Below are 20,560 nucleotides of genomic sequence, written 5' to 3'. Positions count from 1 at the left end.
AATAAGGGAGGTCGCTTCTTTGGTCGATGTCAATAAGTTCGAAAGCATGCAGATCGGGCTGGCTTCACCTGATAAGATCCGTAGCTGGTCTTACGGGGAAGTTAAAAAGCCTGAAACCATCAACTACCGGACGTTAAAGCCTGAAAAAGACGGGCTGTTCGACGAGCGGATTTTCGGTCCTACTAAGGACTGGGAATGTGCCTGTGGGAAATACAAACGGATTCGCTACAAGGGTGTCGTTTGTGACCGTTGTGGGGTTGAAGTTACCCGTTCTAAGGTACGTCGGGAACGGATGGGCCATATCGAATTGGCTGCTCCAGTAACTCACATCTGGTACTTCAAGGGTATCCCAAGTCGGATGGGCTTAGTCCTCGATATGAGTCCCCGGGCGTTGGAAGAAATTATCTACTTTGCTTCCTACGTTGTTTTAGACCCAGGCGACACTGCGCTCGAAAAGAAGCAATTACTTTCCGAACGTGACTACCGTGACAAGCTGATTGAATACGGTAGTGGCGCCTTCAAGGCTGAAATGGGTGCCGAAGCCATTAAGAAATTGTTGATGGCAGTAGACCTGGATAAAGAAGTTAAGGAATTAAAGGAAGAATTGAAGGAAGCTACTGGCCAAAAGCGGACGCGTGCCGTTCGTCGTTTGGACATCTTGGAAGCCTTCGTGACATCTGGTAACCGTCCTGAATGGATGGTAATGGATGCTATTCCGGTAATCCCACCTGATTTACGGCCAATGGTACAACTTGAAGGTGGACGTTTTGCAACGTCTGACCTGAACGACTTGTACCGGCGGGTTATCAACCGGAACAGCCGGTTGAAGCGTTTATTGGACTTGAACGCACCTGGTATCATCGTTCAAAACGAAAAGCGGATGCTTCAAGAAGCCGTTGACGCCTTGATCGATAACGGTCGTCGTGGCCGTCCAGTTGCTGGTCCTGGTAACCGTCCACTGAAGTCTCTTTCACACATGTTGAAAGGGAAGCAAGGACGGTTCCGTCAAAACTTGTTAGGGAAGCGGGTTGACTACTCTGGTCGTTCCGTTATTGACGTTGGTCCTTCCCTCAAGTTCAACCAAATGGGCTTACCAGTTCCAATGGCTTTGGAATTATTCCGGCCATTCATCATGAAGGAACTGGTTGCGCGTGGCTTGGCTTCTAACATTAAGAACGCCAAGCGCCAAATTGATCGTGAAGATGACGATGTCTTTAACGTTTTGGAAGACGTCATCAAGGAACACCCTGTTCTGTTGAACCGGGCCCCTACGCTTCACCGTTTGGGTATTCAAGCGTTTGAACCCGTTCTGGTTAGTGGTAAAGCTATGCGTCTTCACCCATTGGCCTGTGAAGCTTACAACGCCGATTTCGATGGGGACCAAATGGCCATCCACGTTCCGTTATCTGACGAAGCACAAGCTGAAGCACGTTTGCTGATGCTGGCTGCTCACCATATTTTGGCACCTGCCAGTGGTAAGCCAGTTGTTGCGCCTTCTCAAGATATGGTTATCGGGAACTACTACCTGACGATGGAAGAAGCTGCTCGTGAAGGTGAAGGCATGATCTTTACCGACTTAGACGAAGCAGTTCTGGCTTACCGGAATGGTTTAGTTCACTGGCACACTCGGGTCGGGGTTCAAGTCTCCGGCATGACAGACAAGCCATTTACCGATGAACAACGGAGCAAAATCATGATGACGACCGTTGGGAAGCTGATTTTTAACAACATCCTGCCTAAGTCATTCCCATACCTGAACGAACCAACTAGTACGAACTTGAACGGTTACGTTCCAGACAAGTACTTCTTGGAACCAGGTGAGGACATTCATGATTACCTGCAAAATGCTGAATTAGTTGGCCCATTCAAGAAGGGCTTCTTGTCCGACATTATCGCGGCCGTTTACCAACAATACAAGGTTACTGAAACCTCTAAGTTGTTGGACCGGATCAAGGATTTGGGTTACGACGAATCCACGAAGTCTGGGTTAACGGTTGGGATGGTCGATGTTACCGACTTGAAGGAAAAGCCTGAAATTATCGATGCTGCCCACAAACAGGTTGCAACGGTAACGAAGCAATTCCGTCGTGGGTTGATTACCGACCACGAACGTTACGAACGGGTCATTGGTATCTGGAACGATGCCAAGGATGACATTCAAAACGCTTTGATTCACAGTTTCGAGCAACAGAACCCTATCTTTATGATGAGTGATTCTGGTGCCCGGGGGAACATTTCTAACTTTACGCAACTTGCTGGTATGCGTGGACTGATGGCCGCTCCTAGTGGTGACATCATGGAGCTGCCTATCACGTCTAACTTCCGTGAAGGCCTGTCAGTGATGGAAATGTTCATTTCGACCCATGGGGCTCGTAAAGGGATGACCGATACGGCCTTGAAGACTGCCAACTCAGGTTACCTGACTCGGCGGTTGGTCGATGTTGCGCAAGACGTTATCATTCGGGAAAAGGATTGTGGGACTGACCGTGGTTTGAAGATTCGTGCCATCACTGATGGTAACGAAATGATCGAACCATTGTACGACCGGATCTTAGGGCGTTATACCCAAAAGACCGTCACTGACCCAGAAACTGGCGATGTGATCGTTCCTAAGAACCAAATGATCGTTGAAGACACCGCTCAAAAGATCGTTGATGCTGGTGTTGAAGAAGTTACCATTCGTTCTGCCTTTACTTGCAACACTGAACATGGGGTTTGTGAGCATTGTTACGGCCGTAACATGGCTACTGGTGACGAAGTTGAAGTTGGTGAAGCTGTCGGGACTGTTGCCGCACAATCAATCGGTGAACCGGGTACCCAGCTGACCATGCGTAACTTCCATACCGGTGGTGTTGCCGGGAACGAAGATATTACCCAAGGGCTTCCTCGTGTTCAAGAATTATTTGAATCTCGGAACCCTAAAGGTAAAGCTGAAATTACTGAAGTTACTGGGTCGGTTGAATCAATCGAAGAAAACCCAGCTGAACGGACGAAGGAAATCACGATTAAGGGTGAGGCCGATACGCGGACTTACACGTTACCAATCACTGCCCGTATGCGGGTCAGCGAAGGTGACTTCATCCACCGTGGTTCTGCATTGAACTATGGGTCTGTTGATCCTAAGGAAATGCTCCGGGTTCGTGATGTCTTATCAACTGAAACTTACATCTTAGGTGAAGTACAACGGGTTTACCGGATGCAAGGTGTTGCTATCAGTGATAAGCACGTTGAAATCATGGTTCGTCAGATGTTGCGTAAAGTTCGGATCATGGATCCGGGTGATACCGACGTTCTGCCTGGTACCTTGATGGATATTCAAGACTTCCGTCGTGCTAACTACCAGACTCTGATCGATGGTGGCATTGCCGCTACCGCACGCCCAGTTATCTTGGGGATTACCAAGGCTGCCTTGGAAACGAACAGTTTCTTGTCAGCCGCATCCTTCCAGGAAACGACGCGTGTCTTGACCGATGCTGCTATTCGGGGCAAGAACGATCCACTGGTTGGTTTGAAGGAAAACGTTATTATTGGGAAGATTATTCCTGCCGGGACTGGGATGCCAGATTACCGTCAGATCAAGCCCAAGGAAGTTGGCGGTACGTCAACCGAAGGCGTCTACTCTATCAGCGACTTAGAAAAACAAATGCAAGAAGACTCACAGGCTTAGTGACAGCTAGGTTGTCTGAGTTACGGGATCTGCCAGAGATGGTGGATCCTTTTTTTGTGTTATTTTAGAGCTGAGAGGTAGCTAAGGCCATAGCCAGCAGGCAAGCGCACTCATCGTGAGATAGGGTAAGAAAGCTAAGCTGGTATGAGTACGAACAAGCAGTAGCGCTAATCCACAGGCTATTAGTAACCAGTGAGCCGTTGATAAGCTCCCGAAGATTACCCAGTAGCCAAGCATCATTTCCAAGTCGCCATCACCGATCCAGGGGTGAGACCAGTGGGGCCACAACCAACGAATCAGGCCAAATAGGCTAGTGGCCAATAAGATGATCGACCAAGGCTGACTAATTAAGCTAATCCCAAGGGCGGCCCAACTCAGCCAGCCGGGAAAGGTTTGAGTTTGTGCGTCACATAGAGCGGCAAATGCCCAAAGACCCAACCATAGAAGGGGGAGGGTCAATGTAGGTGTCCAGGTCGTTAGTGAAATTGCCGCAGTTCCTTCTATGAGTAGGGTGGTTGGTGAGATGGCCGCTTGGCAGTACCCACAACGACCGCGTAACAGCAGGTAGCTCAAAATGGGCACCATTTGCCAAGGGACTAAGCGAGTAGAACAAGTTGCACAGTGTGATGGCGGGAAGAGTGGGGATTCACCAGTCACGTATCGGTCGGCCATGGCCCCGAGAAAAGACCCCAGACAGGCACCATAAATAAACAGGATAAACGTCATTTTCAATCACCTCATAGACTAACTACGTCAAGAAACCCTAAATGTTTGTGGGAAATTGCCGTTGGGCTTGTTGACATGCTATTTGTGGCATGGTATTCTATTAAAGGTGCTTTTCGCAGACAGGTCTCGGGTATTCACTACCAGACATGCTGACTGACGGCGGGGAGGACACTTCAATTGAACCCCCGTCTGGGTGGCTTTTTTCTTTCAAGAAAAATGAACCACCTGGATGTGTGGACTTAAACTCTAGATGACTATAGGAAAGGAGGACTATTTAGATGCCTACTATCAACCAATTGGTGCGTAAAGGTCGTAAATCTAAAAGTTCTAAATCAGATGCCCCAGCTTTAAACTACGGGTATAACAGTTTCAAAAAAGCTCAAGTTAAGAATCCAGCTCCACAAAAGCGTGGGGTTGCTACTCGTGTCGGTACCATGACACCAAAGAAGCCTAACTCAGCTTTACGGAAATATGCACGTGTGCGGTTGTCAAACTTAATTGAAGTGACTGCTTACATCCCTGGTATTGGCCACAACCTTCAAGAACATAGTGTTGTGCTTATCCGGGGCGGCCGGGTTAAGGATTTACCTGGGGTTCGTTACCATGTTATCCGTGGTGCGCTCGATACTGCCGGGGTTACTGACCGTCGTCAAGGTCGTTCCAAGTACGGGACTAAGAAGCCTAAGGGCTAGACCGAGACTAAAAAGTAGGGGCGTTTGCACGGATTCCGTCAAACACCCCGTAACAGCATTTCAAGGAGGATATTAACAATGCCTAGAAAAGGAAACGTACAAAAGCGTGAAGTCCTTCCTGATCCAATTTACAATTCAAAGTTGGTCACTCGTCTGATCAACCACACGATGATGGATGGGAAACGTGGTACTTCAACTAAAATCATTTATGGTGCATTTGACATCATTAAGAACGAAACTGGTAACGATCCAGTGGAAGTCTTCGAAGAAGCAATGAAGAACGTAATGCCAGTCTTGGAAGTTAAGGCTCGGCGTGTTGGTGGGTCAAACTACCAAGTTCCAATCGAAGTTCGTCCTGACCGTCGGACTACTTTAGGTTTGCGTTGGATCGTGCAGTACTCTCGCCTTCGTGGCGAACACACTATGGTTGACCGGCTTGCCCGCGAAATCATGGATGCTGCCAACAACACAGGTGCTGCTGTTAAGAAGCGTGAAGATACGCACCGGATGGCTGATGCTAACCGTGCCTTCGCTCATTACCGCTGGTAAAAGCAGTTATCATGCTGCATTGCCAGCAGCGTGATACAATGTTAGAGCAGAGTGTCTTTGGATGCTCCCGTCTCTGACTTAAGGGAGCAATCCTTTAATTGAGAGGTGGCGACTAAAATCAATTTTTGATGTTAGTGGCCACCTTTTGGCACAATCTACGATCAAGTTGAGAGGAGTTACACATTAATCATGGCTAATACTCGTGAATTTCCGCTTGAAAAGACGCGTAACATCGGTATCATGGCTCACATCGATGCCGGTAAGACGACGACTACTGAGCGTATCCTGTATTATACTGGTAAAATCCATAAGATTGGTGAAACCCATGATGGGGCTTCACAAATGGACTGGATGGAACAAGAACAAGAACGGGGTATTACGATCACTTCTGCCGCTACCACGGCCGAATGGAAGCAACACCGGATCAACATCATCGACACCCCAGGACACGTTGACTTCACTGTTGAAGTTGAACGTTCCCTGCGTGTGCTTGATGGTGCCGTTACCGTCTTAGACGGTCAAGCCGGTGTTGAACCTCAAACCGAAACTGTTTGGCGTCAAGCCTCAGACTTCGATGTTCCCCGTATCGTTTTCGTTAACAAAATGGATAAGCTGGGTGCCGACTTCGACTTCTCAGTAAACTCCATCCACGAACGTCTCCAAGCTAATGCTGTTGCATTGCAAATGGCTATTGGTGCCGAAGATGATTTCGCCGGTGTTGTTGACTTAATCGAAATGAAGGCATACGTCTACGACAAGGATGAACTGGGTTCCTCATGGGACACTGTTGATATTCCTGCAGACATGCTGGAAGAAGCTAAGAAGCGTCATGAAGGCATCATCGAAAGCGTCGCTGACGTTGATGATGAAATCATGGAAAAGTACCTTGAAGGGGAAGAAATCTCCAAAGAGGAACTGAAGGCTGCTATCCGTCGTGCCACTTTACGTTTGGACATGTTCCCTGTCTTTGCTGGTTCTGCCTTCAAAGATAAGGGTGTTCAAATGTTGATGGACGCCGTTGTTGACTACTTACCATCCCCATTGGATGTTAAGCCATACAACGCCACTGTTCCTGACACTGACGAAGCCGTTACTTTACGTGCTAACGATGATGATCCATTTGCTGCCTTGGCTTTCAAGGTTGCTACCGACCCATTCGTTGGTCGTTTAACTTACATCCGGGTTTACTCCGGTACTCTGGAATCTGGTTCTTACGTACTTAACGCTACGAAGGACAAGCGTGAACGTGTTGGTCGTTTGCTGCAAATGCATTCAAATCACCGTCAAGAAATTCCAGAAGTCTTCTCCGGTGATATCGCCGGGGCCATTGGTTTGAAGAACACCACTACTGGTGACTCTTTGACTGATCCTGATCACCCATTACATTTGGAATCAATGAACTTCCCAGATCCAGTTATCCAGGTTGCCGTTGAACCAAAGACGAAGGCTGACCAAGATAAGATGAACAACGCCTTACAAAAGCTTTCTGAAGAAGACCCAACTTTCAAGGCTGAAACTAACCCTGAAACTGGTGAAACTCTGATTGCCGGAATGGGTGAACTTCACTTGGACATCATCATTGACCGGATGAAGCGTGAATTTAAGGTTGAAGCAAACATTGGTGCTCCTCAAGTTGCCTACCGTGAAGCATTCACGAAGCCAACTAAGGTCCAAGGTAAGTTTGTTCGTCAATCTGGTGGTAAAGGTCAATATGGTGACGTTTGGATTGAATTTACCCCTAACGAACGTGGTAAGGGCTACGAATTCGAAGACGCTATCGTTGGTGGGGTTGTTCCTCGTGAATTTATCCCTTCAGTTGACCAAGGTCTGCAAGAAGCCATGGCAAACGGTGTATTAGCCGGTTACCCATTGGTCGATGTTAAGGCTAAGTTATACGATGGTAGCTACCATGAAGTCGATTCTAGTGAAGCAGCCTTCAAGGTTGCCGCATCATTGGCTTTACGTAAGGCTGTCCACTCTGCTGGTCCCGTTATTCTTGAACCAATCATGAAGGTTGATATCTTGGTTCCTGAAGAATACATGGGTGATATCATGGGCCAAGTTACCGCACGTCGTGGTAAGGTCGATGGTATGGAAGCACGTGGTAACGCACAAATGATTCACTCTTACGTTCCGTTATCCGAAATGTTCGGTTACGCTACGACGTTACGTTCTGCATCACAAGGTCGTGGTACCTTCACCATGACGTTTGATCACTACGAACCAACGCCTAAGAGTGTTCAAGCTGACATTATCAAGAAGAACGGCGGTACTCCAGTCGAAGACTAGAGTTGTCATTCTTTAAAAATTGAAACGTCTCGCTACTTCGGTAGTGGGGCGTTTTTTTTTGACCATTTTAGCTGAATTTCTTCTGACTAAGCTTGAGAGGAACGCGTATAATGATTCATGCAGTTATTTTTACGAGTTGAAAGTTGGATGATAAGTGATGGAAGAGTTATTTGAACGGACCTCAATTCCCCATGCATATTTCAAGCTGGCGCTGCCAGTCGTCTTGAGCATGGTGGCAAGTATGATTTATAATCTGGCAGACACGTATTTTGTGTCACAAACCCAGAATACAAGTTTGGTTGCTGGGGTGGCACTGTGTACGCCGTTATTTTCGTTCTTGATTGCCATTGGTGATATCTTTGGTTTAGGCGGAAGCTCTCTGATTTCCCGGTTGTTGGGGGAGAAAGCTTATCAAGTCGGGAGTCGTGTCAGCAGTTTTTGTCTGTATGGAGCCGTTGTGGTGGGATTAGGCACAACAGTTGTGTTATTGGCAGCAACCCGTCCAGTGTTAAACCTGTTAGGGGCGACGCCGGCAACGTACGCGTATGCGAAACAGTTTTATCAGATTATGGCAGTTGGCGCAATGCCCATCATCGTGTCGATCGTGCCGGGAAATCTGATTCGGACTGAGGGGTTTGCGACACAATCAATGGTCGGCACCATGGTGGGGACGGTGCTCACCATTATCTTAGACCCAATTCTTATCTTTCCAATGGGTATGGGGGCCGCCGGTGCAGCGCTAGCCACCGTGATTGGGTATAGCTTATCAGCTGGACTCCTCGTTTTCCTGACAAAGCATTACTGTCATGTTATCTCGGTAGATGTTCGTCTCAGCCGACTTAATCGTGATCTGGTTAAGCAGGTGTTGTTTATCGGCATACCCGGATCGATTACGAACTTGATGCAGGCCTTTGGGACAGCAGTGCTGAATCGTTATCTGATAGCTTATGGACCGACTCGAGTTGCCGCAATGGGAATTGTGCTAAAGGTGTACATGATTGTTATGTTAGTCATGGTTGGCTTTGCTTTTGGCGCACAACCCCTGATTGGGTATACGTTTGGTGCAAAGAATATGCAGCGGTTTAGGAAGATTTTGCGCTTCGACCTGTTGGTAGAGGTGGGCTACGCACTGATCCTCGCAGCAGTGTTGATGATCTTTGCCCCGCAAATCATTGGGCTTTTCCTCCATGACGCCGCCGTTATCACTGCAGGTACGTATATGCTGCGGGCTTTCCTGGCGACCACACCATTTGTGGGGGCCGTGTTAGTCTATACGACGGTCTTCCAGAGTACAGGGAAGGCAGGGGGCGCTTTAATCATGTCGATTGCTCGGCAAGGCGTGGTCTTTTACGTGATGATTGTCGCTGGTGCGGCATTGTTAGGGTATCACGGGATTATCTGGGCACAACCAGCTGCAGACGTCTTGACCTGTGGCTTAGGGTGGTTATTAGCTCGAGGAATTTTTAAGCAAGCTAAATCAGCCCGATAAGCTTGATATAACAGGGATTGAGAGTGAAAATGTTGTGATTAGATAGAGAGAATCTACCATTATATTGATGATTCTCTCTATTTTCTTTTGTATCTGGCGGCTAGACGTGCTAAGATAGACAACGGCTTGCGAGAGCTAATCGTCATGGGTGGTTAATTTGGGAATAGTTGTCCAGTAGGGCAGAACACTTCCATTTTGATCTAAATACGGGATTAGCTTAGCATTATCAGACAATTTAAAATAATTTTCACTGAATTTCATGTCTTGATCGAGGTCAATTCGGTCAGCGATTTCACAAAAAGATTCGAGAAATTCAGCGAAAACCCTTGCCAGACGGCGTTTTATTTAGTATGATAGTCAAGTGCTGTATTTCCCCGGGACATTTTTGTGCCCTGGGGGTAGCGGTTCAAAAGCTTAAGCGATGATGTGGGAGATTGCGACACACCCGGCCGCTTTGCCATGAGGGTGTGGCGGGAATTTCCACGGAGTTAGTCTTATTTTTAAAATAGACGAAGGAGGGAACACAATGGCAAAACAAAAAATTCGGATTCGGTTGAAGGCATACGAACATCGCATCCTTGACCAATCAGCGGAAAAGATTGTTGAAACAGCAAAGAGAACTGGTGCCGGCATCTCAGGTCCAATCCCATTGCCAACTGAACGGACAATCTACACCGTATTACGTTCACCACATAAGTTTAAGGACTCACGTGAACAATTCGAAATGCGGACGCATAAGCGTTTGATTGATATCGTTAACCCAACGCCAAAGACGGTCGACTCATTAATGAAGCTTGACCTGCCTAGCGGTGTTGACATCGAAATCAAGTTATAATTTTCAAGGTACTAAACTAATACAATATAATCGGAGGTGTACTCATGACCACTAAAGGAATCTTAGGGAAAAAGGTCGGGATGACGCAAGTCTTCACTGATGCTGGCGAATTAATCCCCGTTACTGTTGTCGAAGCAACGCCAAACGTTGTGTTACAAGTTAAGACGATGGAAAACGACGGTTACGAAGCCATTCAACTTGGTTACCAAGACAAGCGTGAAGTACTCAGCAACAAGCCCGAACAAGGTCATGTAGCAAAAGCAAACACGACTCCTAAGCGCTTCATTCGTGAATTCAGAGATGTTGAGCTGGGAGATTACAAGGTAGCAGACGAAGTTAAAGTTGATACCTTCCAAGCAGGAGACATCGTGGATGTCACAGGTGTCACTAAAGGTCATGGATACCAAGGTAACATTCATAAAGATGGTCAAAGCCGTGGCCCTATGGCCCATGGTTCTCGTTACCACCGTCGTCCAGGTTCTCTGGGTGCTATCATTAACCGGGTATTCCCTGGTATGAAGCTTCCAGGCCGGATGGGTAACAAGACTGTTACTATCCAAAACCTCGTGATCGTTAAGGCTGACGTTGATAACAACGTTCTGTTGATCAAGGGTAACGTGCCTGGTGCTAACAAGTCACTCGTTTCCGTTAAGAGTGCTGTTCGCCCACCACGTCCTAAGCAATCTGAAAAATAAATAGGAAGGGAGGATAATTAAATGACAAGCGTAGCATTATACAAGCAAGATGGTAGCCAAAACGGCAACGTTGATTTGAACGCTGATATCTTCGGTATCGAACCTAACGAAAACGTCGTATTTGACACAATCCTGATGCAACGAGCTTCCTTACGCCAAGGAACCCACGCCGTTAAAAACCGGAGTGCCGTTCGTGGTGGTGGTAAGAAGCCATGGCGTCAAAAGGGTACTGGTCGTGCCCGTCAAGGTTCCATCCGTTCACCACAATGGGTCGGTGGTGGTGTGGTCTTTGGACCAACCCCTCGCTCATACAGTTACCGCCTTCCTAAGAAGGTTGGCCGTTTAGCACTTAAGTCAGTTCTTTCTCAAAAGGTTCTTGACGAAAGCTTATACGTTCTTGACGCATTAGCATTCGACGCACCTAAGACGAAAGAATTCGCCGCAGTGCTGGCTGGTTTGAACGTCACGACTAAGACGTTGGTTGTCCTTGAAGACGACAACGTTACTGCTGCTTTAGCAGCCCGCAACTTATCCAATGTTAAGGTAATTCCAGCCAAGAGCTTGAATGTCCTCGACATTGCCGGTGCGGACAAGTTAGTGATTACCCAACCAGCTCTTTCTCAAGTAGAGGAGGTGCTCGCATAATGGAATCACGTGACATTATTTTACGCCCAGTTGTTACCGAAGCAACGATGGCAACTATGGACGACAAGCGTTACACCTTTGACGTTGACGTACGAGCAACCAAGACACAAGTCAAGCATGCTATTGAAGACATCTTTGACGTTAAAGTTGTTAAGGTCAACATCATGAACTTAAAAGGTAAGTTAAAGCGTCAAGGTCGTTACGAAGGCTACACTAAGAAACGTCGTAAGGCTATTGTCAGCTTATCTGCCGACTCAAAAGAAATTAAATTATTCAACGAAGAATAAAATTTCAAATATAGGAGGGAAATAACGTGGCGATTAAGAAATACAAACCAACAAGCAATGGTCGTCGTAACATGACGAGCTTGGTTTACAAAGACGTCATCACTAAGACGACTCCTGAAAAGTCATTGCTTGATTCACAAAGCCATTCTGCTGGGCGTAACAACGCTGGTAAAATGACTGTCCGTCATCGTGGCGGTGGTAACAAGCGCCAATACCGGATCATCGACTTCAAGCGGATTAAGGATGATGTTACAGCTACTGTTAAGGCTATTGAATATGACCCTAACCGTACTGCCAACATTGCATTGTTAGTTTACGCTGATGGTGTTAAGTCATACATCATTGCACCTAAGGGCTTAAAGGTTGGTATGCAAGTACAATCTGGTCCAGATGCTGATATCAAAGTCGGTAACGCATTACCATTGAAGGACATTCCTTTCGGGACTGTTATTCACAACATCGAATTGAAGCCTGGTAAGGGTGGCCAATTGGTCCGTTCTGCTGGTACTTCAGCTCAATTGTTAGGTAAAGCTAACGACGACAAGTACGTGTTAGTTCGTCTTTCATCTGGTGAAGTTCGGATGATCTTGAACGTTAACCGTGCAACTATCGGTGCCGTAGGTAACGAAGAACATGAACTGATCAACGTTGGTAAAGCCGGCCGTAACCGTTGGGCTGGTCAACGTCCTCACGTTCGTGGTTCAGTTATGAACCCTAACGATCACCCACATGGTGGTGGTGAAGGTAAGGCTCCTGTTGGTTTACCATCTCCTCTTTCTCCATGGGGTAAGAAGACCGTTGGTAAGAAGACGCGTTCGAAGAAGAACAAGACTGAGAAGTTCATTGTTCGTCATCGTAAAGGTTCTAAGATGTAATAATCCGGTTTACCGGATGTCAAGAGACCTGGTTGTCATCGGCTTAACCGATGCGCCACAAGTAGAGGAGGTTTCATAATGGGTCGTAGTTTGAAAAAAGGACCTTTCGCCGATGCGCACTTATTAAAGAAGATTGATGCGCAAAAGGATTCACAAAAGAAGGCCGTCATCAAGACCTGGTCCCGTCGGTCTACTATTTTCCCAAGCTTTGTAGGTTACACTATCGCTGTTTATGATGGACGGAAGCATGTACCAGTTTACGTTCAAGAAGACATGGTAGGCCACAAACTTGGCGAATTCGTACCAACCCGGACATTCCGTGGTCATGGTGGCGACGACAAGAAAACTCGTTGATAAGGAGGATTAACTAATGGCTGAACAAGTTACATCAGCGCAAGCGACTGCTAAGACGGTTCGGATTGCTGCTCGCAAAGTCCGCCTTGTCATCGATCTTATCCGCGGCAAGAGCGTCGCTGAAGCAATCGCTATTTTAAAGTTCACACCGCGTGGAGCATCACCCGTTGTGGAAAAAGTTTTAAACTCAGCAATTGCTAACGCAGAAAACAATTTTGACTTAGATCGTCAAGATCTAATCGTTAGCGAAGCCTTTGTGAACGAAGGACCAACCCTTAAGCGGTTCCGTCCTCGTGCCAAAGGTTCTGCTTCACCAATTAACAAGCGTACGAGTCACATTACGGTTGTTGTATCTGAAAAAAAGGAGGGATAACGCGTGGGTCAAAAAGTAAATCCAACTGGATTACGGGTCGGTATCATTCGCGACTGGGAAGCAAAGTGGTATGCTGAAAAGGATTTCGCTGCTTACCTGAAGGAAGACCTTCAAATCCGTAAGTTTATTGAAAAGCGTCTTGTAGACGCATCTGTATCAACTGTTGAGATTGAACGGGCTGCAAACCGCGTCAACATCTCAATTCACACTGCCAAGCCAGGTATGGTTATTGGTAAGGGTGGTTCCGAAGTCGAAAATCTCCGTAAGGAATTGAACGACTTAACTGGCAAACGTGTCCACATCAACATCGTGGAAATCAAGAAGCCAGATTTGGACGCCAAGTTGGTCGGCGAAAACATTGCTCGTCAATTGGAAGGCCGTGTTGCTTTCCGTCGGGCTATGCGTGGTACGATGCAACGGACTATGCGTTCTGGCGCCAAGGGTGTTAAGACGCAAGTCGCTGGTCGTTTAAACGGTGCTGATATGTCCCGTGTCGAAAGCTATGCTGAAGGTACGGTTCCTCTGCACACGTTACGTGCTGACATTGATTATGCATGGGTTGAAGCTCACACGACTTACGGTTCTTTAGGTGTTAAGACCTGGATCTACCGTGGTGAGATTTTGCCAGAAAAAAAGCAAACTAACGGACAAGGAGGGAAATAAACATGCTGGTACCTAAGCGAGTAAAGTTCCGTCGTGTCCACCGTGGTAAGCTTCGTGGCGAAGCCAAGGGTGGCAAGAGCGTTGCTTTTGGTGACTACGGTTTGCAATCGTTGGATTCCAAGTGGATCTCCAACCGTCAAATCGAAGCTGCGCGTGTTGCAATTACACGTTACATGAAGCGTGGTGGGAAAGTTTGGATCAAGATTTTCCCTCACAAATCCTACACCGCTAAAGGTGTTGGGGTCCGGATGGGTAATGGTAAAGGTACGCCTGATGGCTGGGTAGCCCCAGTTAAGCGCGGTAAGGTATTGTTTGAAGTGGGTGGCGTCTCTGAAGAAGTCGCTCGCGAAGCCTTACGTTTGGCTGCCATGAAGCTTCCCGTTCGTACCAAGGTTTTATCACGAGAGGAAGTAGGTGGCGAATCTAATGAAGACTAAAGAAATCAACGAATTAACCACTGCTGAAATGCTCGATAAAGAAAAGAGCTACAAGGACGAATTATTCAACCTGCGTTTCCAATTAGCTACTGGTCAATTGGAAAACACCGCACGGTTGAAGCAGGTTCGTAAGAACATTGCGCGGATTAAAACCGCTCTTCGCCAACAAGAACTGAACAAGTAGAATACGATAAGAAGGAGGTCACTAATACATGAGTGATGCACGTAATAACCGCAAGGTTTACCGTGGTCGTGTCGTTTCCGACAAAATGGAAAAGACGATCACTGTCGTTGTTGAAACGACAAAGACGGATGCAAGATATGGCAAGCGCGTCAAGTACTCTAAGAAGTACAAGGCACATGATGAAAACAACGAAGCCCACACAGGCGACATCGTTGAAATCATGGAAACTCGTCCATTGTCTGCTACCAAGCGGTTCCGCTTAGTCGACATTGTTGAAAAAGCAGTAATCATTTAGGTGTCGTTTTTATCGTATTCTGAACTAGAACTGAAGGGAGGACACTAGCTGTGATCCAACAAGAAAGCCGTTTAAAGGTTGCCGACAATTCTGGCGCCCGGGAAATTCTGACCATTAAGGTTCTGGGTGGCTCCAAGCGTCGCTACGCCGGAATTGGTGATGTTATTGTCGCTACTATCAAACAAGCAACACCAGGTGGCGTTGTCAAAAAGGGTGATGTTGTTAAGGCTGTTGTCGTACGTACGAAGTCTCGTGTACGTCGTAACGACGGTTCATACATCAGCTTTGATGAAAATGCCGCAGTGCTGATCAAAGACGACAAGAGTCCACAAGGAACTCGTATCTTCGGGCCAGTTGCACGTGAATTACGTGACAATGACTTCATGAAGATTGTCTCATTAGCACCTGAAGTACTGTAATTAAGAATTGTGTTAAACAAGGAGGTGCCCACAGGAATGCTTATTAAAACTGGTGACAAGGTCCGCGTGATCGCTGGCAAAGACAAAGGCAAAGAAGGAACTGTTTCTAAAGTCCTGAACGCCAAGAACCGCGTGATCGTCAAAGGCGTCAATATGATTAAGAAGCACCAAAAAGCTTCTCAAACTAATCCCCAAGGCGGAATTATTGATATTGAAGCACCAATTCACGCATCCAACGTAATGCTCATCGATCCTTCGAACAACGAACCAACCCGGCTTGGCGTTCGAGTAGAAGATGGTCACAAAGTCCGGTTCGCTAAGAAGTCCGGCGAAACCATCGACAAATAATCACTGAAAGGAGGAACATAATTTCATGTCAGCTCGTTTAAAAGAAAAGTACGTAAATGAAATTACCCCATCATTGGTGGAAAAGTTCAGCTACAGTTCTGTTATGCAAACGCCGAAGATCGACAAGATCGTTTTGAACATGGGTGTTGGTGATGCTGTTTCCAACGCTAAGAACCTGGACGAAGCCGTTGAAGAATTGGGTTTGATTTCTGGTCAAAAGCCATTGGTTACTAAGGCCAAGAAGTCAATCGCCACCTTCCGTCTTCGTGAAGGTATGTCAATCGGTGCAAAGGTTACCCTCCGCGGTGACCGGATGTACGAATTCCTGGACAAATTGATCAACGTGTCATTGCCACGTGTTCGTGACTTCCATGGTGTTAGCTCTCGTGCCTTTGATGGCCGTGGGAACTACACTCTGGGTGTTAAGGAACAATTGATTTTCCCAGAAATTAACTTTGATAACGTTAACCGTGTTCGTGGTTTGGACATCGTTATCGTTACGACGGCAAACACTGATGAAGAGTCACGTGAATTACTGACTCAATTCGGCATGCCGTTTGCACACTAATAAAAGGAGGTTCACACAAATTGGCTAAGAAATCTCAAATTGCTAAGAACAAGCGTCCTGCGAAGTTCTCTACTCAGAATTATACTCGTTGCGAACGTTGTGGACGTCCACACTCTGTTTATCAAAAGTTCCATCTTTGCCGTATTTGCATGCGGGAATTGGCTCACAAGGGTCAAATTCCTGGCATGAAGAAGGCTAGTTGGTAAAACGGAATTTTAAACAAAGGGAGGGTAAACGTTAATGTCCATGACTGATCCTATTGCAGACTTCTTGACGCGTATTCGTAACGCCAACATGGTTCGTCACGAATCACTCGAAGTACCTGCATCTAAAATTAAACGCGACATCGCTGAAATCCTGAAGCGCGAAGGTTTCATCCGCAATGTTGAATACATCGATGATGACAAGCAAGGCATCATCCGCGTATTCCTCAAGTACGGTAAAGACAACCAACGTGTCATCAGTGGTTTAAAGCGTATTTCCAAGCCAGGTTTACGTTCATACGTTAAAGCTGACGCTGTGCCAAAGGTATTAAACGGTTTAGGTATCGCTATTATCTCCACCTCAGAAGGGGTCGTTACAGATAAAGAAGCGCGTGCTAAGAAAATCGGTGGCGAAGTTCTCGCCTACGTTTGGTAAAACTTTTAAAAAGATAGGAGGTGCCTTTCAGTGAGTCGTATTGGTTATAAAACTGTCAACGTCCCAGCCGGCGTTGAAGTAAAACGCGATGGTGATCAAGTGACTGTCAAGGGTCCAAAGGGTGAATTAACTCGGACTTTCTCAGACATCATCACCATGAAAATTAGTGACGGTGCGGTTGATTTCGACCGTCCAGATGATAACAACAAGACGCGTGCCCTTCATGGTACTCAGCGTGCTAACTTAAACAACATGGTTGAAGGTGTTGTTAGTGGTTTCGCTAAGACTTTGAAGCTGGTCGGTGTTGGTTACCGTGTTCAAGCTAAGGGTAAGACTTTAGTATTGAGCGTTGGTTACTCCAACCCTGTTGAGATGGCTATTCCTGAATCCTTGGACATCAAGGTTCCAGATAACACCACCATCAACATCGCCGGCATTAGCAAGCAAGAAGTCGGTGACTTCGCTGCTGAAGTTCGTGCCGTTCGTTCACCAGAACCTTACAAAGGTAAGGGTATCCGTTACGAAAACGAATACGTTCGGATTCGTGAAGGTAAGACTGGTAAGTAAAGCAGCTTAAACGCTGATAATTCTACAAAGAGGTGACTATTTTGATTACGAAACCAGATAAGAACAAGACACGTCAAAAGCGTCATATGCGTGTCCGCAACAAAATTTCTGGAACTGCAGAACGCCCACGCTTAAACGTTTTCCGCTCTAACAAAAACATCTACGCTCAAGTCATTGATGACGTAGCGGGTGTCACGCTTGTTAGTGCCTCGACGTTAGATAGTGATGCAAATGGCGACAACAAGACCGACCAAGCTAAGGCTGTTGGTGAATTAGTTGCTAAGCGCGCTGTCGAAAAGAAAATTAGCAATGTTGTGTTTGATCGTGGCGGTTACTTATACCACGGCCGTGTTCAAGCATTGGCAGAAGCTGCTCGCGAAAACGGGCTTAAATTTTAACAGTAAGGAGGAATAACCACACATGGCAAAATTTATTGATCCCGACAAGTTAGAACTTGAAGATAACGTTGTTGCTATCAACCGGATCACCAAAGTTGTTAAAGGTGGCCGTCGTCTTCGGTTCGCTGCACTTGTAATTGTCGGCGACAAGAAGGGTCACGTTGGCTTCGGTACTGGTAAAGCTCAAGAAGTTCCAGAAGCTATCCGTAAGGCCGTTGAAGCTGCTCGTAAGAACTTGATCGAAGTACCTATCGTGGGAACTACCATTCCTCACGAAGTCCTTGGTTCATTTGGTGGGGGTAAGATCATGCTCAAGCCCGCTGCTGAAGGTTCTGGGGTTACTGCTGGTGGCTCAGTTCGTTCCGTCATGGAATTAGCTGGTGTTGCTGACGTTACTTCAAAGCGTTTAGGTTCTAACACGCCAGTCAACGCAGTTCGGGCCACATTTGATGGCTTGGCTCAGTTGAAGCGTGCTGAAGAAGTTGCCGCTCTCCGTGGTGTCTCTCTTCAACACTTAGCTGAATAAGGAGGGGTATTAAAATGGCTCAATTAAAAGTTACTTTAATTCATAGTGTTGCTCACCGCCTCCCTAAACAGCGTAAGATTGTGGAAGCTATGGGCTTACACCGAGTAAACAGCACCGTTATCCAACCAGATAACGAAGCTACTCGTGGTGCGCTTTTCCAAATCGCACATTTAATTAAGGTTGAAGAAGTTAAATAGTTTTCATATCATTAAATAAGGAGGTGCGCAATAGCATGAAGTTGAATGAATTAAAACCTGCTGAAGGCTCACGGAAGGTTCGTAACCGGGTTGGCCGTGGTGATTCATCTGGTAATGGTAAGACTGCCGGTCGTGGCCAAAAAGGTCAAAAGGCTCGTAGCAAGACTCGTTTGGGTTTTGAAGGTGGCCAAATGCCATTGTACCGTCGAATCCCAAAGCGTGGGTTTACCAACATTAACCGCAAGGAATTTGCTGTCGTAAACTTATCTGCTTTGAACGTCTTCGACGATGGTGCTGAAGTTACTCCAGCTGCCTTGGTTGAAGCTGGCATCGTTAAAAACGAAAAAGCCGGTGTCAAAGTTTTGGGTAACGGCGAGTTGTCAAAGAAGTTGACGGTTAAAGCCGCTAAGTTCTCTAAGTCAGCTGCCGAAGCTATCGAAGCTGCTGGTGGTAAAACTGAGGTGATTTAATGCTATCAAGCTTGAAAAACGCCTTTAAGATTAAAGACATTCGTAAAAAGATATTCTTTACTCTATTGGTTTTGATTGTCTTTCGGTTGGGTACTTATATTACCGTCCCCGGCATTAACGCAAAGGCACTTCAAAGCGTTGCGTCTTCTGGATTGGTTAGTATTTTAGATACCTTCAGTGGTGGTGGGTTGCAAAACTATTCCATCTTCGCGATGGGGGTTTCACCTTACATCACTGCACAAATCGTTATTCAATTGTTACAAATGGACATCGTTCCGCGCTTCGTTGAATGGAGCAAGCAAGGGGACGTTGGTCGGCGGAAGTTAAACCAAGCGACTCGGTACTTAGCGATTGCCTTGGCATTCGTTCAGTCTATCGGTATCACCGCTGGTTTTAGTGCCTTAAGTTCACTGAAATTAGTTGAAAATCCAAGCGTTACGACTTATCTGGCCATCGGGTTAATCCTGACTGGTGGGACCATGTTGACGACTTGGATGGGTGATATGATTACCGATCGTGGTTTAGGAAACGGGATTTCAATGATTATCTTCGCGGGTATCATTGCTCGGACGCCTAATTCTGTCTATCAACTTTTCCAAACTTACTTCATTGACGCTGACAAAGGGACCTTATGGAAGAGTGTCTTGTTCATTATTGGGTTGATCGTCTTAGTTCTGATTATTGTGACCTTTACTACTTGGGTTCAACAAGCGGAACGGCGGGTACCTATTCAATACACTCGGCGGGTATCCGGTTCGCCAGATAGCAGCTACCTCCCATTAAAGGTCAACGTTGCCGGGGTTATCCCCGTCATCTTCGCGAGTTCGTTTATTGCGACACCACAGACTATTCTGATGGCGTTCCAAAACACGCACTCTCAAGATGCTTGGTACCAAACTTTAACAGACGTCTTTAATATGCAAACGCCGGATGGTGCCGTATTGTACACTGTTCTGATCGTTGTGTTCACGTTCTTCTATGCGTTCGTTCAAGTCAACCCAGAAAAGTTAGCTGAGAACCTGCAAAAGCAGGGGAGCTACATTCCTGGTGTTTGGCCTGGTCACGAAACACAATCTTATGTTTCCAGTCTGTTGATGCGTCTTAGCACTGTTGGGGCGCTCTTCCTTGGATTCATTTCTTTGATTCCGTTAGTTGCCCAGAACCTGTGGAACTTAGATGAGTCAATTGGTTTAGGTGGTACCAGCCTCTTAATCGTGGTTGGGGTTGCTATTGAAACCATGCGGCAAATCGACGGATTAATGATGAAGCGCGAATACGTTGGCTTTATCCAAGGTCCAGAACCAGCTTAATGAGTTTCCAGCGGGTGTGTTGATCTTTTAGCACACCTGCTTGTGTTTTTCGGGTAAATTTCG

The 20,560-nt window shown here is 46.6% G+C and carries 28 protein-coding genes; 27 read left to right on the top strand and 1 reads right to left on the bottom strand.

All coding sequences use genetic code 11. The features are described 5' to 3' along the window. Positions 1–19 precede the first annotated feature (19 nt). On the top strand, positions 20–3,667 hold the full coding sequence (rpoC, locus tag EKM87_RS05900; RefSeq protein ID WP_125682835.1) for a DNA-directed RNA polymerase subunit beta': 3,648 nt from the start codon (positions 20–22) through the stop codon (positions 3,665–3,667). 81 nt (positions 3,668–3,748) lie between these two features. Here rpoC and EKM87_RS05895 read toward each other — a convergent pair whose 3' ends face one another. Beyond that, positions 3,749–4,393, bottom strand: a complete 645-nt coding sequence (locus EKM87_RS05895; protein ID WP_125682833.1) for a prepilin peptidase — start codon at positions 4,391–4,393, stop codon at positions 3,749–3,751. A 278-nt stretch (positions 4,394–4,671) separates the two neighbouring features. On the opposite strand from EKM87_RS05895, the gene rpsL reads away from it, so the two are divergent. The 26 genes from rpsL to secY all read left to right on the top strand — a co-directional run bounded on the left by rpsL (position 4,672) and on the right by secY (position 20,497). Continuing rightward, positions 4,672–5,085 (top strand): 30S ribosomal protein S12, encoded by a 414-nt coding sequence (gene rpsL / locus EKM87_RS05890; protein ID WP_125682831.1) that lies wholly within the window; start codon positions 4,672–4,674, stop codon positions 5,083–5,085. 78 nt (positions 5,086–5,163) lie between these two features. Further along, entirely contained in the window at positions 5,164–5,634 is a 471-nt protein-coding gene (gene rpsG / locus EKM87_RS05885) for a 30S ribosomal protein S7 (protein ID WP_125682830.1), read from the top strand. Positions 5,635–5,823: 189 nt separating this feature from the next. Further along, positions 5,824–7,923, top strand: a complete 2,100-nt coding sequence (gene fusA / locus EKM87_RS05880) for an elongation factor G (protein ID WP_125682827.1) — start codon at positions 5,824–5,826, stop codon at positions 7,921–7,923. Positions 7,924–8,080: 157 nt separating this feature from the next. Beyond that, positions 8,081–9,412 (top strand): MATE family efflux transporter, encoded by a 1,332-nt coding sequence (locus tag EKM87_RS05875; RefSeq protein ID WP_125682825.1) that lies wholly within the window; start codon positions 8,081–8,083, stop codon positions 9,410–9,412. 526 nt (positions 9,413–9,938) lie between these two features. Next, positions 9,939–10,247 carry a 30S ribosomal protein S10 gene (gene rpsJ, locus EKM87_RS05870; protein WP_057879268.1) on the top strand — a complete coding sequence of 103 codons (309 nt, stop codon included), beginning with the start codon at positions 9,939–9,941 and terminating at the stop codon, positions 10,245–10,247. A 44-nt stretch (positions 10,248–10,291) separates the two neighbouring features. After that, positions 10,292–10,942 carry a 50S ribosomal protein L3 gene (gene rplC, locus EKM87_RS05865; protein ID WP_125682823.1) on the top strand — a complete coding sequence of 217 codons (651 nt, stop codon included), beginning with the start codon at positions 10,292–10,294 and terminating at the stop codon, positions 10,940–10,942. A 21-nt stretch (positions 10,943–10,963) separates the two neighbouring features. Further along, positions 10,964–11,587 (top strand): 50S ribosomal protein L4, encoded by a 624-nt coding sequence (gene rplD / locus EKM87_RS05860; protein WP_125682821.1) that lies wholly within the window; start codon positions 10,964–10,966, stop codon positions 11,585–11,587. Continuing rightward, positions 11,587–11,874: a 50S ribosomal protein L23 gene (rplW, locus tag EKM87_RS05855; protein WP_125682818.1), complete on the top strand. Its 288-nt coding sequence runs from the start codon at positions 11,587–11,589 to the stop codon at positions 11,872–11,874. Before rplD ends, rplW begins: the two co-directional genes overlap by 1 nt. A gap of 26 nt (positions 11,875–11,900) precedes the next feature. Further along, positions 11,901–12,749, top strand: a complete 849-nt coding sequence (gene rplB, locus EKM87_RS05850; protein ID WP_125682816.1) for a 50S ribosomal protein L2 — start codon at positions 11,901–11,903, stop codon at positions 12,747–12,749. Between the two features lie 78 nt (positions 12,750–12,827). After that, a complete protein-coding gene (gene rpsS / locus EKM87_RS05845) occupies positions 12,828–13,103 on the top strand; it encodes a 30S ribosomal protein S19 (RefSeq protein WP_125682814.1) in 276 nt (91 codons plus the stop codon). A gap of 16 nt (positions 13,104–13,119) precedes the next feature. Next, entirely contained in the window at positions 13,120–13,476 is a 357-nt protein-coding gene (rplV, locus tag EKM87_RS05840) for a 50S ribosomal protein L22 (RefSeq protein WP_125682812.1), read from the top strand. A 3-nt stretch (positions 13,477–13,479) separates the two neighbouring features. Next, entirely contained in the window at positions 13,480–14,139 is a 660-nt protein-coding gene (gene rpsC, locus EKM87_RS05835; protein WP_125682810.1) for a 30S ribosomal protein S3, read from the top strand. A 2-nt stretch (positions 14,140–14,141) separates the two neighbouring features. Next, a complete protein-coding gene (gene rplP, locus EKM87_RS05830; protein ID WP_125682808.1) occupies positions 14,142–14,576 on the top strand; it encodes a 50S ribosomal protein L16 in 435 nt (144 codons plus the stop codon). Then, positions 14,566–14,760 carry a 50S ribosomal protein L29 gene (gene rpmC / locus EKM87_RS05825; protein WP_020090139.1) on the top strand — a complete coding sequence of 65 codons (195 nt, stop codon included), beginning with the start codon at positions 14,566–14,568 and terminating at the stop codon, positions 14,758–14,760. The genes rplP and rpmC overlap by 11 nt, the downstream gene beginning before the upstream one ends. A 28-nt stretch (positions 14,761–14,788) precedes the next feature. After that, positions 14,789–15,055 carry a 30S ribosomal protein S17 gene (rpsQ, locus tag EKM87_RS05820; RefSeq protein WP_048735510.1) on the top strand — a complete coding sequence of 89 codons (267 nt, stop codon included), beginning with the start codon at positions 14,789–14,791 and terminating at the stop codon, positions 15,053–15,055. A 50-nt stretch (positions 15,056–15,105) separates the two neighbouring features. Next, the gene (rplN, locus tag EKM87_RS05815) at positions 15,106–15,474 is read left to right on the top strand and encodes a 50S ribosomal protein L14 (protein ID WP_125682806.1); all 369 of its coding nucleotides are present in this window, start codon (positions 15,106–15,108) and stop codon (positions 15,472–15,474) included. A gap of 36 nt (positions 15,475–15,510) precedes the next feature. Next, positions 15,511–15,822: a 50S ribosomal protein L24 gene (rplX, locus tag EKM87_RS05810; protein WP_057734519.1), complete on the top strand. Its 312-nt coding sequence runs from the start codon at positions 15,511–15,513 to the stop codon at positions 15,820–15,822. A gap of 25 nt (positions 15,823–15,847) precedes the next feature. Next, the gene (gene rplE / locus EKM87_RS05805; RefSeq protein WP_125682804.1) at positions 15,848–16,390 is read left to right on the top strand and encodes a 50S ribosomal protein L5; all 543 of its coding nucleotides are present in this window, start codon (positions 15,848–15,850) and stop codon (positions 16,388–16,390) included. A gap of 20 nt (positions 16,391–16,410) precedes the next feature. Beyond that, positions 16,411–16,596 carry a type Z 30S ribosomal protein S14 gene (locus EKM87_RS05800; protein WP_082153261.1) on the top strand — a complete coding sequence of 62 codons (186 nt, stop codon included), beginning with the start codon at positions 16,411–16,413 and terminating at the stop codon, positions 16,594–16,596. A gap of 34 nt (positions 16,597–16,630) precedes the next feature. Further along, a complete protein-coding gene (rpsH, locus tag EKM87_RS05795; protein WP_011668485.1) occupies positions 16,631–17,029 on the top strand; it encodes a 30S ribosomal protein S8 in 399 nt (132 codons plus the stop codon). Between the two features lie 30 nt (positions 17,030–17,059). Continuing rightward, entirely contained in the window at positions 17,060–17,596 is a 537-nt protein-coding gene (gene rplF / locus EKM87_RS05790) for a 50S ribosomal protein L6 (protein WP_125682802.1), read from the top strand. A 32-nt stretch (positions 17,597–17,628) separates the two neighbouring features. After that, a complete protein-coding gene (gene rplR, locus EKM87_RS05785) occupies positions 17,629–17,994 on the top strand; it encodes a 50S ribosomal protein L18 (protein WP_318530966.1) in 366 nt (121 codons plus the stop codon). A gap of 22 nt (positions 17,995–18,016) precedes the next feature. Beyond that, positions 18,017–18,520 (top strand): 30S ribosomal protein S5, encoded by a 504-nt coding sequence (gene rpsE / locus EKM87_RS05780; RefSeq protein ID WP_125682798.1) that lies wholly within the window; start codon positions 18,017–18,019, stop codon positions 18,518–18,520. A gap of 14 nt (positions 18,521–18,534) precedes the next feature. Next, the gene (gene rpmD / locus EKM87_RS05775; RefSeq protein WP_125682796.1) at positions 18,535–18,717 is read left to right on the top strand and encodes a 50S ribosomal protein L30; all 183 of its coding nucleotides are present in this window, start codon (positions 18,535–18,537) and stop codon (positions 18,715–18,717) included. A 35-nt stretch (positions 18,718–18,752) separates the two neighbouring features. Continuing rightward, the gene (gene rplO, locus EKM87_RS05770) at positions 18,753–19,187 is read left to right on the top strand and encodes a 50S ribosomal protein L15 (protein WP_125682794.1); all 435 of its coding nucleotides are present in this window, start codon (positions 18,753–18,755) and stop codon (positions 19,185–19,187) included. After that, positions 19,187–20,497 (top strand): preprotein translocase subunit SecY, encoded by a 1,311-nt coding sequence (gene secY / locus EKM87_RS05765; RefSeq protein WP_125682792.1) that lies wholly within the window; start codon positions 19,187–19,189, stop codon positions 20,495–20,497. Before rplO ends, secY begins: the two co-directional genes overlap by 1 nt. Positions 20,498–20,560: the final 63 nt, after the last annotated feature.

The sequence above is a fragment of the Levilactobacillus yonginensis genome, from assembly GCF_003946265.1.
Lineage (GTDB): Bacteria > Bacillota > Bacilli > Lactobacillales > Lactobacillaceae > Levilactobacillus > Levilactobacillus yonginensis.
The sequence above is the reverse complement of the archived record's forward strand: the minus strand, read 5'-3'. Positions and strand labels throughout refer to the sequence as shown.

Coding starts and splice junctions, on each gene's coding strand:
- EKM87_RS05895 (WP_125682833.1), bottom strand. CDS start 4,393: ATGACGTTTATCCTGTTTATTTATGGTGCCTGTCTGGGGTCTTTTCTC.
- rpsL (WP_125682831.1), top strand. CDS start 4,672: ATGCCTACTATCAACCAATTGGTGCGTAAAGGTCGTAAATCTAAAAGT.
- rpsG (WP_125682830.1), top strand. CDS start 5,164: ATGCCTAGAAAAGGAAACGTACAAAAGCGTGAAGTCCTTCCTGATCCA.
- fusA (WP_125682827.1), top strand. CDS start 5,824: ATGGCTAATACTCGTGAATTTCCGCTTGAAAAGACGCGTAACATCGGT.
- EKM87_RS05875 (WP_125682825.1), top strand. CDS start 8,081: ATGGAAGAGTTATTTGAACGGACCTCAATTCCCCATGCATATTTCAAG.
- rpsJ (WP_057879268.1), top strand. CDS start 9,939: ATGGCAAAACAAAAAATTCGGATTCGGTTGAAGGCATACGAACATCGC.
- rplC (WP_125682823.1), top strand. CDS start 10,292: ATGACCACTAAAGGAATCTTAGGGAAAAAGGTCGGGATGACGCAAGTC.
- rplD (WP_125682821.1), top strand. CDS start 10,964: ATGACAAGCGTAGCATTATACAAGCAAGATGGTAGCCAAAACGGCAAC.
- rplW (WP_125682818.1), top strand. CDS start 11,587: ATGGAATCACGTGACATTATTTTACGCCCAGTTGTTACCGAAGCAACG.
- rpsS (WP_125682814.1), top strand. CDS start 12,828: ATGGGTCGTAGTTTGAAAAAAGGACCTTTCGCCGATGCGCACTTATTA.
- rplV (WP_125682812.1), top strand. CDS start 13,120: ATGGCTGAACAAGTTACATCAGCGCAAGCGACTGCTAAGACGGTTCGG.
- rplP (WP_125682808.1), top strand. CDS start 14,142: ATGCTGGTACCTAAGCGAGTAAAGTTCCGTCGTGTCCACCGTGGTAAG.
- rpmC (WP_020090139.1), top strand. CDS start 14,566: ATGAAGACTAAAGAAATCAACGAATTAACCACTGCTGAAATGCTCGAT.
- rpsQ (WP_048735510.1), top strand. CDS start 14,789: ATGAGTGATGCACGTAATAACCGCAAGGTTTACCGTGGTCGTGTCGTT.
- rplX (WP_057734519.1), top strand. CDS start 15,511: ATGCTTATTAAAACTGGTGACAAGGTCCGCGTGATCGCTGGCAAAGAC.
- rplE (WP_125682804.1), top strand. CDS start 15,848: ATGTCAGCTCGTTTAAAAGAAAAGTACGTAAATGAAATTACCCCATCA.
- rpsH (WP_011668485.1), top strand. CDS start 16,631: ATGTCCATGACTGATCCTATTGCAGACTTCTTGACGCGTATTCGTAAC.
- rpsE (WP_125682798.1), top strand. CDS start 18,017: ATGGCAAAATTTATTGATCCCGACAAGTTAGAACTTGAAGATAACGTT.
- rpmD (WP_125682796.1), top strand. CDS start 18,535: ATGGCTCAATTAAAAGTTACTTTAATTCATAGTGTTGCTCACCGCCTC.
- rplO (WP_125682794.1), top strand. CDS start 18,753: ATGAAGTTGAATGAATTAAAACCTGCTGAAGGCTCACGGAAGGTTCGT.
- secY (WP_125682792.1), top strand. CDS start 19,187: ATGCTATCAAGCTTGAAAAACGCCTTTAAGATTAAAGACATTCGTAAA.